Annotated in this window: 12 protein-coding genes; 4 read left to right on the top strand and 8 right to left on the bottom strand. The window is 63.8% G+C overall.

Translation table 11 applies throughout. The features are described from left to right. The 3 genes from NKK51_RS16260 to NKK51_RS16250 all read right to left on the bottom strand — a co-directional run bounded on the left by NKK51_RS16260 (position 1) and on the right by NKK51_RS16250 (position 4192). On the bottom strand, positions 1 to 1389 hold the full coding sequence (locus NKK51_RS16260) for a M16 family metallopeptidase (protein ID WP_352553909.1): 1389 nt from the start codon (positions 1387 to 1389) through the stop codon (positions 1 to 3). A 131-nt stretch (positions 1390 to 1520) separates the two neighbouring features. Continuing rightward, positions 1521 to 2075 carry a 16S rRNA (guanine(966)-N(2))-methyltransferase RsmD gene (gene rsmD / locus NKK51_RS16255; protein WP_023813546.1) on the bottom strand — a complete coding sequence of 185 codons (555 nt, stop codon included), beginning with the start codon at positions 2073 to 2075 and terminating at the stop codon, positions 1521 to 1523. Then, on the bottom strand, positions 2072 to 4192 hold the full coding sequence (locus NKK51_RS16250; RefSeq protein WP_352553907.1) for a pseudouridine synthase: 2121 nt from the start codon (positions 4190 to 4192) through the stop codon (positions 2072 to 2074). The genes rsmD and NKK51_RS16250 overlap by 4 nt, the downstream gene beginning before the upstream one ends. Before the next feature lie 182 nt (positions 4193 to 4374). Between NKK51_RS16250 and NKK51_RS16245 the strand changes: the two genes are divergently transcribed. Further along, on the top strand, positions 4375 to 4824 hold the full coding sequence (locus NKK51_RS16245; RefSeq protein ID WP_127289016.1) for a nucleoside deaminase: 450 nt from the start codon (positions 4375 to 4377) through the stop codon (positions 4822 to 4824). A 39-nt stretch (positions 4825 to 4863) separates the two neighbouring features. Here the strand turns inward: NKK51_RS16245 and NKK51_RS16240 are convergent, their stop codons facing one another. Both NKK51_RS16240 and ileS read right to left on the bottom strand, forming a co-directional pair. Then, positions 4864 to 5544 (bottom strand): hypothetical protein, encoded by a 681-nt coding sequence (locus NKK51_RS16240; RefSeq protein ID WP_023813543.1) that lies wholly within the window; start codon positions 5542 to 5544, stop codon positions 4864 to 4866. Positions 5545 to 5750: 206 nt separating this feature from the next. Continuing rightward, positions 5751 to 8714, bottom strand: a complete 2964-nt coding sequence (gene ileS / locus NKK51_RS16235; protein ID WP_352553905.1) for an isoleucine--tRNA ligase — start codon at positions 8712 to 8714, stop codon at positions 5751 to 5753. A 43-nt stretch (positions 8715 to 8757) separates the two neighbouring features. Here ileS and NKK51_RS16230 point away from each other — a divergent pair, with 43 nt between their 5' ends. Further along, positions 8758 to 9015, top strand: coding sequence for a hypothetical protein (locus NKK51_RS16230; protein WP_127257956.1), 258 nt, complete (start codon positions 8758 to 8760; stop codon positions 9013 to 9015). Here the strand turns inward: NKK51_RS16230 and NKK51_RS16225 are convergent. After that, the gene (locus tag NKK51_RS16225) at positions 9005 to 9811 is read right to left on the bottom strand and encodes a MipA/OmpV family protein (RefSeq protein WP_127408602.1); all 807 of its coding nucleotides are present in this window, start codon (positions 9809 to 9811) and stop codon (positions 9005 to 9007) included. The two genes, NKK51_RS16230 and NKK51_RS16225, sit on opposite strands and share 11 nt — an antisense overlap. A gap of 194 nt (positions 9812 to 10005) precedes the next feature. On the opposite strand from NKK51_RS16225, the gene NKK51_RS16220 reads away from it, so the two are divergent. Next, positions 10006 to 10560, top strand: coding sequence for an HdeD family acid-resistance protein (locus tag NKK51_RS16220; protein WP_127322683.1), 555 nt, complete (start codon positions 10006 to 10008; stop codon positions 10558 to 10560). An 18-nt stretch (positions 10561 to 10578) separates the two neighbouring features. Here the strand turns inward: NKK51_RS16220 and NKK51_RS16215 are convergent, their stop codons facing one another. Beyond that, positions 10579 to 11559 carry a bifunctional riboflavin kinase/FAD synthetase gene (locus tag NKK51_RS16215; RefSeq protein WP_128304789.1) on the bottom strand — a complete coding sequence of 327 codons (981 nt, stop codon included), beginning with the start codon at positions 11557 to 11559 and terminating at the stop codon, positions 10579 to 10581. A gap of 6 nt (positions 11560 to 11565) precedes the next feature. Continuing rightward, positions 11566 to 12426, bottom strand: coding sequence for a TIGR01459 family HAD-type hydrolase (locus tag NKK51_RS16210; RefSeq protein ID WP_352553903.1), 861 nt, complete (start codon positions 12424 to 12426; stop codon positions 11566 to 11568). A gap of 229 nt (positions 12427 to 12655) precedes the next feature. On the opposite strand from NKK51_RS16210, the gene NKK51_RS16205 reads away from it, so the two are divergent. Then, positions 12656 to 14641, top strand: coding sequence for a TadE/TadG family type IV pilus assembly protein (locus NKK51_RS16205; RefSeq protein WP_352553901.1), 1986 nt, complete (start codon positions 12656 to 12658; stop codon positions 14639 to 14641). Positions 14642 to 14692: the final 51 nt, after the last annotated feature.

Below are 14692 nucleotides of genomic sequence, written 5' to 3'. Positions count from 1 at the left end.
TCAATTCCCCGCCTGTTGCTGCGGCAAGAGATAGCCGGTGGTCGACCGGGCGAGCACCAGGTAGCGCGCGGCGACGGCCTTGACCTCATCTGTCGTGACCTTGCGGATGCGGTCCGTCCATTGCTGGACGTCCTGCACATTGCCGCCGGTGGCCAGCGTCGAGCCGTAAATGTTGGCCATGGAATCCTGCTTGTCGCGGGCAAAAATCATCGACCTGACATAGCGGTCCTTGGCCTTCTCCAGCTCCGATGGCGTGACGCCGTCCTTGACGATGCGCACCACTTCGGCATCGACCGCCGCTTCGACGTCGGAAATCTTGGCATCCCCGCGCGGCGCGCCATAGACGGTGAAGTTGGTGTCGTCGAGCATGGTGCCCTGGAAAAAGGCGCCGGCGCTGGATGCGATACCTTGCTGGACGACGAGCGCCTGGTAGAGCCGGCTGCGATTGCCGCCGCCAAGGATCTCCGCCAAGAGGTCGAGCGCTTCCGCCTCGCCCGGCTTGCCGGTGTGATAGGACGGCACCACCCATTGGGTGGAAAAGCTCGGCACGCTGACGCGGGCATCGGCGAGCGTCACCGTGCGCTTGGTGTTCTGCTCCGGCTCGACCGGACGGATGCGCGGCGGCAGATCGGGGCCGCGTGCCACCTTGCCATAGGTCTTTTCGGCCAGCGCCCGCACCGTGTCCGGTTCGACATCGCCGGCGACGATCAGCACCGCGTTGTTGGGCCGGTAATATTTGTCATAGAAGGCAACAGCGTCGGCGCGGTTCAGCTGCTGCATCTCCTGCATCCAGCCGATGACCGGGATGCGATAGGGCTGGTTCTGCCACAGCGTCGCATCGACCTCCTCGTCCAGCACGGCCTCGGGGCTGTTGTCGATGCGCGAGCGGCGCTCCTCGAGGATGACATCGCGCTCGGTCTTGATCACATCGTCGGTGAGAATGAGATTGCGCATGCGATCGGCCTCGAAGCTCATCATCAGCTCGAGCGCCGACGGCGCCACCGTTTCGTGGAAGGCGGTGTAGTCGTAAGAGGTGAAGGCGTTGTTGGAGCCGCCGATATCGGAGATGGCGCGGTCGAACTCGCCGGCCGCATGGTTGGTCGTCGCCTTGAACATCAGATGTTCGAAGAAATGCGCAATGCCGGATTTGCCGGGCGGCTCGTCGGCGCTGCCGATCTTGTACCAGACCATGTGGGTGACGATCGGCGCACGGTGGTCGGGAATGACGACCACCTCCATGCCGTTGTCGAGCAGGAAATCCGTGACCTTGAACTCGGCCGGAACCGTGTTGGGCAAGACGGGGCTCTCGGCCAGCACCGGACCGGTTATCGCAAAAGCCAAAGAGGTCGCCAACAGCGTTCCGCGCAGCCATTCAGCCTGAAATGTCATCGATGGCTCCGGTTTCTTGGCGGACGATAGGCAAGGTGCTGGCGACAAGCAAAGTGAATTGTTGGTCATGTTGCCGGCAAAGGCGGCGGCAAAGAGGCCGGCCCATGAGGCCCGGCCAAGGATGCAGGCTATCAGACCGCCTCGACAAAGCGGATAACGGTCTCGCCATAGTTGCGCTCGTCCAGCACCGAAAAGCCGGGACCAGGCTCGAACGGCGCCACTGCCGCCTCTTCGACCACGCACAGCGCGCCGGGGCGAAGCCAGCCGCCGGCTTTCGCCGACTGCAAGGCGCGCTCGCCAAGACCCTTGCCATAGGGCGGGTCGGCGAAGACGAGGCCGAACGGCGCCAGCGTGCCGGCCTCGCCGAGGCCCGTGGCGTCGCGACGGAAGATCTTGGTGCGGCCGGTCAGCCCAAAGGCCTCGACATTGTCGCGGATCAGGCCACGGCCTTCGGCCGATTCCTCGATGAAGACCCCGTAGGAGGCACCGCGCGACAGGGCTTCGAGCCCCAGCGCGCCGGTGCCGGCGAACAGGTCGAGCACGCGCGCACCGTCCAACTGCGCGGCAAAGCGATGCGCCAGCACGTTGAAGACCGCCTCGCGGGTGCGATCGGTCGTCGGACGGATGGCGCTCGAACGGGGCGTCGCCAGCGGACGCCCGCGAAACTCACCACCGACGATTCTCATCTCGCTTTGGGGCCTCGGGGACCATTGCGCGGACGCTCACCGCCGCCGGCCCCGCCCGGACGTTCGCCTCTCGGCTTGCCGAACGGCTTGGCACCGGCCGGTTTGCCATAGGTCGGCTTGAACGATGCCTTTCGCGCCTTTGCTTCAGCGGCCTTGGCTGCGTCTGCGTCGGCCCTGCCCTTGCCGATCGGCCGCGCGCCCGGTGCCATCCAGACATTGGCCTTGCGCTGGCCGGGCGGCTCGATCGGCCGCTGCTCGCGCTCGGACTTTTTGCCACCACCCCGAGGCTTGTCGCCGAAACCGCCGCGTGGCTTGTCACCGAAGCCACCGCGCGGTTTGTCGCCAAAATTGCCGCGCGGCTTGTCGCCGAAGCTGCGTTCGGGACGCGGGCCGCGTTCGCCAAAACTCTTCTCCGCGCTTCTGTCGGGACTTGTCGACAGTTTGCCCAGAGCCTCGTCGCGGCTGCCTTCGCGGCGTTTGCGGTTCTTGATCAGACCGCCCTCCCCGATCGGGCGGCGCTCACCGTCGCGGGTGAATTTCGGCCGCTCCGGCTCCGGCTCGCGAACTTCGGTGCGCCGCACCGGCTTGTTGGAAAACGGCTTGGTGACATCGGCGTCGAAATTGGCGCCGGATTCCTCGACCAGGCGCTCGCCGAGTTGGTCACGCAGCACGCGCCCCTTGATCTCCAGCACATGGCCCTCGGCGAGGTCATCGAGCTGGAACGGCCCGTAGGAGATGCGGATCAGCCGCGTAACGTCGAGGCCGAGCGAACCCAGGATGTTCCTGACTTCGCGGTTCTTGCCCTCGCGCAGACCGATCGTCAGCCAGGCATTGGTGCCTTGCTCACGGTCGAGCGTCGCTTCGATGGCACCGTAGAACACGCCGTCGACGGCAATGCCTTCACGCAGGCCCGCAAGCGCGCTTTCCTCGACCTTGCCGTGGACGCGCACCCGGTAGCGGCGCAGCCAGCCGGTGGCCGGCAGTTCGAGCACGCGCGACAGGCCGCCATCATTGGTGAGCAGCAGCAGGCCTTCGGTGTTGATGTCGAGCCGGCCGATGGTCATCAGCCGCGGCAATTCAGCCGGCAGCACGTCGAAGACGGTCTTGCGGCCCTCGGGATCGCGGTTGGTGGTGACGACGCCGGCCGGCTTGTGGAACAGGAACAGCCGCGTGCGCTCGATCGGCGGGATTTCCATGCCGTCGAGATGGATGATGTCATCAGGCATCACGTTGAAGGCCGGCGAGGTCAGGGCGCGGCCATTGACCTTGACGCGACCGGCGGCGATCAGTTCCTCGGCATCGCGGCGCGAGGCCAGGCCGGCGCGCGCCAGCCGCTTGGCGATGCGTTCGCCTGCCTCTTCGGCAGCGTCGGCGGGACGCGGGCGTGGCTTGAAGCTGCCGCCCGATGCGCCTTGCGGCCGATCGCCAAAGTCGCGCTTGGGGCGGTCGCTGAAATCGCGCTTGGGGCGGTCAGCGAAGTCACGCTTCGGTCGATCGCCGGCGTCGCGCGGCGCGCGGTCGCTAAAATCACGCTTGGGACGGTCGAAGCGCTTTTCGCCGCCCTCTGCTGCCGCAACCGGCCGGTCGCCACGCGGTGCATAAGGTTTGCGTGGCCCCTCACGTTTTTCATAGGGCTTGCGCTCGCCTTCGGCCGCCACCGGGCGGTCGCCGCGCGGCGCATAGGGCTTGCGTGGCCCCTCACCTGTTTCATAGGGCTTGCGCTCGCCTTCGGCCGCTACCGGGCGGTCGCCGCGCGGTGCGTAGGGCTTGCGCGGGCCTTCGCGCTTTTCATACGGCTTGCGCTCGCCTTCGGCCGCCATTGGCCGGTCGCCACGTGGCGCATAGGGCTTGCGCGGCCCCTCGCGCTTTTCAAAGGGCTTGCCTTCGGGTCGCGTGCCTTTGCTGAAAGGCTTGTCGCCGCCCTTGAAATCGCGCTTCGGCCGCTCGCCATCGGCGGCCATCGGCCGATCGCCACGCGGTGCGTAAGGCTTCTTGGCGCCAAAGGACGGCTTGCCGCCCTTGCCGGCGGCGCCATCACCGCTGCGCGGTCCCGCGGCTTTCGGCCCACTCTTGGCCGGACCCTTCCTGGGTCGGAATTTCTTGTCGTTGTCGTCCATGTGGCCTTTATCCGTTTGCGCTGCTACAGCGTGGCGCATCCTTTCGGGCGCGCAACGAACGCTGTAGCACTTTTGATGTGGCGCATGATCATTTTCGAAAACCGAGTCCCGATTTTCGAGGTCCTGCGCTCAATAACAGGATCACCGTCAGGTGGCGAGGAGATAATCGGAGTGGAAATCGCGTGAAGCGGCCCGATTTCATGGCGCTGGCGCTGAAGGAGGCCGAGGCTGCCGCCTTGCGAGGCGAAGTGCCGGTCGGCGCCGTCATCGCCAATGGCGCTGGTGTTGTCGCCAGCGCCGGCAACCGCACACGCGAACTTGCCGACCCGACGGCGCATGCCGAGATGCTGGTCATCCGCGAAGCTTGCCGCAAACTGTCGGCCGAGCGGCTGACCGGCCATGATCTCTATGTGACGCTGGAACCTTGCGCCATGTGCGCCGGCGCCATTTCTTTCGCCCGGCTGCGCCGGCTCTATTTCGGTGCCGCCGACGACAAGGGAGGCGCGGTGGTCAATGGCGTGCGCTTCTTCGCATCGCCAACCTGCCACCACACGCCCGACATCTATCCAGGCATGGGCGAGACCGAGGCGGCCCTGTTGCTCAAAGGATTTTTCCTGGAACGGCGCGGTTGAACCGGGCGCCCTTCGCAAGAAACAACAAAGAGGCGGTTTTTACAGGGACGGCATCCAGTCGAACCAGCCGCTGCCCTTCTTGCCTTCCGCCTCTTTCTTGAGGCGGCGCTCCTTCTTGTACTCGTCCTCGCCAAGCTCGTTCTGCGGTGCGGTGCCGGCCGCAACACGATACTGCACTGGAGGCTCGCTCAGATATTTGCGGGTGTTCGGATCGCCCTGCTTGCTGTCGGCAAGGCGGCGCTGGATCTCGGCGGCACGGCCCTTGTCGGAATCGGCCGGTGTCCATGCCGGCGGGTGGCTCGACCCTGACTCTGCCATTGCCCTCTTCACCGAGGCCGGATCGGTCTGCACGTCGTCGACGATCTCCGACTGGTAAGCCGGGTCGTTCTGATGGGCGGTGGCGTCGGCGCGCAGGCGGGCGCGGCGCTGCTCGGGCGATTCGGGCCATTCGGCGCTCGCCGTCTCGATGCTGTCCTGCGGGGCCGGCAGCGCTTCCTTCTGGCCTGGCGCCGGCTTCACAAGCGTCGGACGCGGCTTGTAGTCGATCTGTTCCTTGCGCTTCGGCGCGAATGAAAAGGCACCTGAAATATCGCCGGCCAGCTGTTCGCCGGCGGTCTTGTCGGTGCCGTAGGTCGGAGAGCCCATGCAGCCGGACAAAGCGAGGCCCGACGCGACAAGCGGCGCCAGCAGCGCCAAGCGCGCGTTATATCTCTCGGTCATGCCAAAAAGTCCCACTCTAGACAGCCTCTCGATTGCCGCCGGCCTTGTGGCCGGTCCCCATCGTCCAAGCACTTGCGACGGAAATCCGGCGACAATTTGTCTTCCGGAGTTTCGCGTGTTTACCTCAACCACTCGTTAAGGGCAACGCGCGGGCGGTTTTCGCCCGCCCGGCGTGGCATTTGTGCACCGATCCAGCCGACTAACCGTTAAAGTCGGCCAAGCGTCTTCAATTCATGCAGCACCGCCGCATCCCTAGCCGAAACATCCGGGAATTCCGGATCCTGGCCGACATCGGCGGTGTAGCGCCAGGAGCGTGCACATTTTAACAGGCCACGATCCTCGGCCTTCTCGACCACCACGGCGACACCCTTGACGTCGTCGATCGCGAAGGCACCAGCCGGTGCCTCGCCATGAGCGATGACCAGATCGCTGGTGATCGCCATCTCGGCCATGTCGACATCTGAAATCGCCGCTTCGAGCGCTGCGTCGTTGATTGTGACGACCGGCACCGCTTCCAGCGACGATCCGATCACCTTCTGGGCGCGCGCGATCTCCAGCGCGCCGGTGACGACGCGCCGCACTTGCCGCACCTGGCGCCACTTTTCCGCCAGCGCCTCGTTCTTCCAGTCCGCCGGGATTTGCGGGAACTGGTCGAGATGCACCGAGACGGCGTCGGGATGACGGTCAAGCCAGGCCTCCTCCGTGGTGAAAGGCAGCATCGGCGCCAGCCATTTCACCAGGCAATCGAAGAGATGGCGCACCACCTGCACCGAAGCCTTGCGCTTCAGGCTCGACGGCGCGTCGCAGTAGAGCGCATCCTTGCGGATGTCGAAATAGAACGCCGACAGCTCGACCACCATGAAATCGAGCAGCATGCGGGTGATGCGCTTGAATTCAAAGGCGTCGTAGCCCGAACGCACGACCTCATCGAGCTCGGCCAGCCGGTGCAGCATCAGCCGCTCCAGCTCCGGCATTTTCTCCATCGGCACCTCTTCGCCATCGTCATGGGCAAGCGTACCCAGCATCCAGCGGATGGTGTTGCGCAGTTTGCGGTAGGCGTCGATGTTGGTCTGCAGCACGTTCTTGCCGAGCCGCTGGTCCTCCCAGTAGTCGGTCGTCACCACCCACAGACGCAGGATATCGGCGCCCGACTGCTTGATGACGTCCTGCGGCACCACGGTGTTGCCCAGCGACTTCGACATCTTGCGGCCATCCTCGTCCATGGTGAAACCATGGGTGACGACGGTGTCGTAAGGCGCCCTGCCCCTGGTGCCGCAGCTCTCCAGCAGCGACGAATGGAACCAGCCGCGATGCTGGTCGGAGCCTTCGAGATAGACGTCGGCCGGCCATTTCAGGTCAGGACGATCCTCCAGCGTGAAGGCATGCGTCGAGCCCGAATCGAACCAGACGTCGAGGATATCCATCACCTGCTTCCACTTCGAAGTGTCGTGATTGCCAAGGAAACGCTCCTTGGCATCAGCCGCGAACCAGGCGTCGGCGCCTTCCTGCTCGAAGGCGTCCATGATGCGCTGGTTGACCGCCTCGTCCTTCAGCACATTGCCGTCGGCATCGGCGAACACGGCGATCGGCACGCCCCAGGCGCGCTGGCGCGACAGCACCCAGTCCGGGCGCTCCTCGATCATGGCGCGGATGCGGTTCTGGCCTGCGGCGGGCACGAAGCGGGTGTCGTCGATGGCCTTGAGCGCCCGGCTGCGCAACGTCGAGCCATCGCCGAGGTCCTTGTCCATGTAGACGAACCATTGCGGCGTGTTGCGGAAGATGATCGGTTTTTTAGACCGCCATGAATGCGGATAGGAGTGTTTCAGCCGGCCACGCGCGAACAGCGCGTTGCGCTTGATCAGCTCGTCGATGACGGCCTGGTTGGCGTTGCCCTTCTTGCCATTGTCATCGATGACGCGTGCCGGTCCACCCTCGCGGTCGGGGCCGAACCCCGGCGCGTCCTTGGTGAAGAAGCCGCCATCGTCGACGGTGAACGGGATGGCGGGATCGATGCCGCGTGCGCGCAGATCCACCGCCGCATCCATCCAGGCGTCAAAGTCCTCGCGGCCATGACCGGGCGCGGTGTGGACGAAGCCGGTGCCGGCATCGTCGGTGACGTGGTCGCCGGCGAGCATCGGAACGGCAAAGTCGTAGCCGCCGCAAAAACCCTTGAGCGGATGCGAAAGCGTAAGGCTTCCAAGCTCTTGCGCCGAAACGCTGCGGAGACGATTCAAGGTGACCTTGGCCTTGGCCGAGGAGTCTTCGGCCAGCGCGTCGGCAAAGATCAGTTTTTCACCCGGCTGCGGGCCGAATGCGTTCTCGGCTGCCGTGACCTCATAGAGGCCATAGTTGATGCGCGGCGAATAGTTGACGGCACGGTTGCCGGGGATCGTCCACGGCGTCGTCGTCCAGATGACGACATGAGCCTGCAGCAGATCGAGCGCGCCCTCGGTCAGCTTGGTCTCGCCATCGTCGATGGGGCGAACCAGGCTAGCGACCGGAAACTTCACCCAGATCGTGTCGCTCTCATAGTCGTGGTACTCGATTTCGGCCTCGGCCAGCGCCGTTCGCTCGACCACGCTCCACATCACCGGCTTGGAGCCGCGATAGAGCTGGCCCGACATGGCGAATTTCAAAAGCTCGCCGGCGATCCGCGACTCGGCATGGAAAGCCATCGTCGTATAGGGGTTCTTGAAGTCGCCGATGACGCCGAGGCGCTGGAACTCGGCCCCCTGCACAGTGATCCAACCCGCGGCGAACTCACGGCATTCCTTGCGGAATTCGTTGACCGGCACCTCGTCCTTGTTCTTGCCCTTGGCGCGGTACTGCTCCTCGATCTTCCACTCGATCGGCAGGCCGTGGCAGTCCCAGCCGGGCACATAGTTCGAGTCGTAGCCGCGCATCTGGAACGAGCGGGTGATGACGTCCTTGAGGATCTTGTTCAGCGCGTGGCCGATATGGATGTTGCCGTTGGCGTAGGGCGGGCCGTCATGCAGCACGTATTTCGTGCGGCCGGCAGCGCTCTCGCGCAGCTTGCGGTAGAGATCCATGTCCTGCCAGCGCTTGACCAGCAGCGGCTCCTTCTCCGGCAAGCCGGCACGCATCGGGAAATCCGTCCGCGGCAGGTAAAGCGTCTTGGAATAGTCGATCGTTTCAGTTGTATCGGTCATTGGTCTGCCATGTGCATTGCCCGGCGGCAAAAGAGCTCGGGCGTTGAACTATACTTTTGCGCATGTCGTTTTCCCAAAACCGGGGCCACTTTTGGGCGACATGCCTGATGATCTGGAAAAAGCGCGAGAGGCCGCGCGCAGAATTCCCGGCGGTTCCGGCGACCCTCAGGCCGCCCGGAACACCGGGCCGGTAATTCGTATCGTCAGCACGCGAAGGCGCGAAAAGCTCGTCATTGGTGGGCTTTTAGCGGAGATAGACGCAGGAATAAAGCGTCTCTCGTTCGATTCACCTACATCGTGAAATCGAAGCGGTAGGTGGTCGACACGCCAATCATAAACTGGTTGCGGTCGCCACGCTCCTTGACCAGGCTGGAATCGGCCGCCGGTCCCATCAGGCGCGAATATTCGCCAAACAGGCTGGCAGTCATCGGCTCGGTCACCTTCCAGGTGATAGCGCCGCCGAGGCCGGTCGACTTCAGCCCGCCACCGGGATGATATTCGCTCAAGCCGGAGGCCACCGCTTCCTGCGCGTTGACGCCATAATAGGCGTCGAAATAGTTGCCTGAGGCGAAGGAAACACGCGGTCCTCCCGAAATCCTGACGGTTGGCGTCACATCGTAGAAGGCGTCGGCGGCAATGTCGGCGACAAAGCCGTTGTGGGCGCGAATGCCGTGGCGCAGCTCGGCGCGGGCGCGCAGCCAGTCCGTCGGATAGAATTCGAAGAAGCCGCCGACTTCGCCGCCCCAGCGCACCGGATCGAGGCCCTTCAGCTCATCGGCGTTGTCATCGTCGCGGGAAAACAGGAACTTGCCGGTCAGGCCGGCGCGGACACCGCCATCGTCGACCAGCGCCAGCGAGATGTTGTCGTTGCGCGAGACAAAGCGTGCCGCCGGTCCGGCCTTGCCCAGTGAAATGATCGGCGAGGCGCTGAGCAGGTACTTCTTGCCGCCCTCGAAATTCGGCGCGACCATGCCGGTGGCGCCAACGGTCAGATACCAGTCGCCGGACAGCCAGCTGCCCTCGCCCGCATTGGCAGCGCCCGTCCCACCCAGCACCGCAGCGGCCAACACAAGAGAGATTCTTCCTACCGAACTCATGGCCACTCCACTAACACAACGCATATGATTGCCGATGACAGCTTTGACGGCCGTTTGGTAAAATTTGATTTAAACCCGAGACATACGCTCGCGCTTTGCCGCGATCCGGCTGCCGGTCATCGACTGGACGTTGGCTGGCGCCCGGATTACCTTCCATGCGCAGTATTCCGCAGCCCTCGATGGAGATCGCGACAATGACCCTGCATGGCGACGCCTTGAAAATCGGGATCGAACAGACACGGACAAAATGGGGATGGTTTGTCGCGCTCGGTGTGCTGCTACTCATCTTCGGCGGCATTGCCTTCGCCAATCTGTTCGTCGCCACGGTGGCTTCCGTCTACGTCGTGGGATGGCTGATGCTGATGGCGGGTATCATCGAGATCGTGCACGCGTTCGGCGTCAAGACCTGGAGTCGCTTCTTCTACTGGCTGCTCAGCGGACTGCTGTACGCCGTTGCCGGCTTCTTCGCTTTCGGCAATCCGTTGCTGGCCTCGGCGGTGCTGACGTTCCTGCTTGCGATCGCGCTGGTCGCGTCAGGGGTGCTCAGGGCCTGGGTCGGCTACAGCCATCGGCCGGAACGCGGCTGGGGCTGGATCGTCGCCGCCGGTGTCATCAGCGCCCTTGCAGGTCTGATCATCGCCATGGGCTGGCCGGTCAACAGCCTGTGGGTGCTCGGTCTGTTCCTTGCGATCGACCTGATCTTCCAGGGCTGGACCTTCATCGCCGTCGGTCTCGCGCTGAAAAAGTAGCCGGGATCACGACTATACTCAAAAAGCCATGGCCGCGTCGAGATCGGAGAGCGGCTTGACGCCGGCAAGCAGGGCGCGTGCCTCGGCTTCATCGCGCTTCATCTGCGCGACCAGCGCGTCGAGCCCTTCGAACTTCACCTCCGGGCGCAGGAAACTGAAGAAGGAAACCTGACAGACCTCGCCATAGAGGTCTTCGGAGAAGTCGAAGACGAAGGTTTCAAGCAGCGGCGCGCCATTGTCGTCGACCGTCGGCCGACGGCCGAAGCTGGCGACGCCGTCGTGAAGCGTGCCGTCGGCGCGGCGGAAGCGGACGGCATAGATTCCTTCTTTGAGTGCGGCTTCAGCCGACAGCCTCATATTCGCGGTTGGAAAGCCAAGGGTGCGGCCAAGCTGCTGTCCCCCGACCACCTCGCTTTCGACGGTGAAGCGGTAGCCGAGCAGACCGGCGGCTTCAGCCACCTCGCCCTCGCCCAGCAATCCGCGGATGCGGCTGGACGACACCACCTCGGCGCCCTCGTCCCGGAAGGCGTCGACGAGCGTGACGCCGAAGCCGTGACGCTGGCCGGCCGCCATCAGGTAGGCCGGGCCGCCTTGACGATCCTTGCCGAAATGGAAATCGAACCCGGTCACGGCGTGGGTAATGCCAAGATTTCTTTCCAGCACATCCGTCACGAACGCTTCCGCCGACAGCGAGGCGAAGTCGCGCGTGAACGGCTGCTCGACGAGGGCGGCGAAGCCCAGCAGCGACAGGAGCCGCGCCTTCATCGGCGGCGGCGTCAGCACGAACAACGGGATATCAGGCCTGAAGATCTTGCGCGGATGCGGTTCGAATGTCAGCACCAGGGCCGGCACTCCACGCCGTCCGGCCTCGGCAGAGGCCCGCTCGAGCACCGCCTGATGGCCGCGATGGACGCCATCGAAATTGCCGATCGCCACCACGCCGCCGCGCAGGTCGGCGGGAAGCGGCGCAGTTGCCAGGATGCGTTGGAAGGCTGCCATCGTCACCTACCGAAGTCTGGGAATGACGGCCACCGGACCATAGCCATGCTTTTCCAGGAACGCCGCCAGTCTTGCCGGGTCCGGGTACAGGGTATCGCCATAGTCGCGGGCATGGATTCCGCCGGAGACATAAAGAACATCGAAGCCATTGTCGGCGGCGCCCTTCACATCGGTCATCATGCCGTCGCCGATGGCCAGCACCTGGCCGCGCTCGACCGGCTGGCCAAGAATCTCGGCGACCTCCTTCATCGCGAGATTGTAGATCGGCGCGTATGGTTTTCCAGCGATCAATGTGCGGCCGCCAAGCTGGGCATAGTCACGCGCCAGCGCGCCGGCACACCAGATCATGCGTTCGCCGCGCTCGACCACGATGTCGGGATTTGCGCAGATGAAAGGCAGGTTCCTGGCGCGCAGCCGCCGCAGGAGCTCGGTGTAATCCTCGGGCTTCTCGACCTCATCGTCGAACAGGCCGGTGCAGACGACGCCGGACGCCTCGAACTCCTCGACAAGCTTGACATCGAGACCTTCATAGAGGGTGAAGTCCCGGTCGGCGCCGATATGGAAAATCTTGCGCGGCCCTTCGGCGATCAGATCCCGCGTCACGTCGCCTGAGGTAACCACCCGGTCGTAGGCTGACGGTGGAACACCGATCGCGTTCATCTGCGCCACGACATCGGCACTTCTGCGCGGCGAATTGGTGATCAGGACGACGGGGATTTTCGCCTCTCGAGCCCTTGCCAATGCCGAGGCCGCCACCGGGAAATGCGTTTCACCATTGTGCACCACGCCCCAGACGTCGCACAGGATTGCCGAATAGGCCTTCGACACGTCTTCGAGCGAGCCGATGATTTCAGGCGAATCCGCCATGCCGTTTCCTTCAGTCATGATCGTTGCGTCGCTGCGACCGACGGTTCGCCGCAGCCGGTTCGGATTAGCCGAACCGCCCCGGCCTGTCACCAGCTTTCGCCAGGCACGATTGGTTAGCGGTTGGTGAAACGCTGCCCCGGCAATCGAGCGATTTCCCAAACACGGCCTTCAGCGTTTTGTGGAAAGCTGGCATCGATCGAGAATCCGCCGGCGGGGGCCGCTGCAAGACATGCATGGACTTTGGCGTCAGTTCTGCCGCGACCAACGCGGCAACTATGCTCTTATGACCGTCGTCGCGATGGTTCCGCTCATGGGCGCCCTGGCGATAGCCGTCGACTTCACCGAGATGAGCCGCGAAAAACAGGCGGTTTCGAATGCGCTCGATGCCGCAAACTTCGCCACGGCGCGCCGGCTGACGGAAGGTGCTACCGACGACCAGTTGAGAGCCTATGCGCTCGATTTCTTCAATGCCAACCTCAACAAGATCAACCCCGCCAACACGACGCTCAGCGTCACCATGCCAAGCAACACCGCCGGCGGGGGCTTGCTCAAGATGGGCGCGCGGCTTGACTACAAGCCCTATTTCTATCCGGTTTTCGGTCAGCTCGTCGGCAAATCCGAAACCGACGCCAACCAGAGGATCAGCTTCAACGTCACCTCGGAAGTGCGGCTGAAGAACACTCTTGAAGTCGCCCTGGTGCTCGACAATTCCGGGTCGATGACCAAGACCGGAACGGGCTCGGGGCAAACGCGGATCGACCTTCTCAAGACCGCGGCCAAACAGCTGGTCGACACGCTGGCCCAGCAGGCGGCGATGATCAAGCAGGTCGACAGGCCGGTGCAGTTCGGCCTCGTGCCGTTTGCCGCCTCGGTCAATGTCGGACCCGGCAACGGTAACGCGCCCTGGATGGACACCGAAGGACTGTCGCCGGTATCGAACGAGAATTTCGACTGGTCGACGCTGAACGCGGTCGACAAATACGCCCAGCAGATCAACGGTATCTGGTACAAGCGCGGCACCGGATGGGGTACCGACGAAGGCCAGATGCTGACCCGGTTTTCGCTCTACCGAGACATGAAGGTCGTCACCAACCATGAGCGTGTCACCAACAGCAAGCGCGTGGTTTGCGACGAATACAACTCGAACAACACCTGCAAACGAAGCCATGACGAATACGACTACATCGATTCCTATGGTCCATTCGCCAGTTGGCAGGGCTGCGTCGAGGCCCGGCCCTATCCCTACAATGTCAACGACGCGGCGCCGTCAGGCGGCTCGGCGAACACCGGCATAGGGGTTGGCGATCCGGCGACGATGTTCGTGCCGATGTTCGCCCCCGACGAACCCGGCAATCATTGGAGGCTCACCCAAGATCCCGATGAGGCCACGCCGACGACCTACGGCGCCGTGAACAGCTGGTGGAATGACGACCCGACAAGCAGCACCGGCCAATCCCGGTTGCGCAACATGGCCAAATATTTCCAGCCGCGGCCGATCAATGCGCCGGCGCTGGCCGCCGGCAACGGGCCGAACTACAGCTGCTCCACCAACCCGATCACGCCGCTGACCGATGTCAGCGTTGCCACTGGGCTCACGGCGATCAAGGCCGCGATCGACCTGATGAAGCCCGATGGCGGCACCAATGTTCCCGAAGGCATGGCCTGGGGATGGCGCGTGGTTTCGAGCGGCGAGCCCTTCACGCAAGGACGCCCGGAAACCGAGAGGGGCAACGACAAGGTCGTGATCGTGCTGACCGACGGCGCCAACACCTACTACACGCCTTCCTCGCTCGGCTATTCCGACCCCGCCGATTCGAAGTCGACCTACGCGTCCTTCGGCTATCTCAAACCCGGCTACAACGGCACGTCGGTGGGCCGCCTGTTCATGGGCACATCGAGCACCATTGGCCAATTCGATTATTCGAACGGCAATTACACCAACGCGCTCAACGAGCAGATGGCGACGCTTTGCAACAACGCCAAGGCGGCCAACATCATGGTGATGACGGTAGCGCTCGATCTGTCGACGACTAAAATCGCCGACCAGCAGGCGATCGAGGCGCTGAAATCCTGCTCGTCGAACTCGCGCTTCCGCAAGGATCCGACGGACGCGAGCAAGCCGGCAAAACTGTTCTGGAACGCCACCGGCGCCAGCTTGTCGAACGATTTCAAGGAAATCGGCAACGAACTGTCGAACCTGCGCATCGTCGGCTGATCCGTAGGCACCGGCGGCTAGCTGGAACAACGGCTGGCGCCGCCATGCACT

The sequence above is a fragment of the Mesorhizobium sp. M0011 genome (genome assembly GCF_040324155.1).
GTDB lineage: Bacteria > Pseudomonadota > Alphaproteobacteria > Rhizobiales > Rhizobiaceae > Mesorhizobium.
Note: the sequence above shows the minus strand (reverse complement) of the source record. Positions and strands in the feature narration are given on the sequence as shown.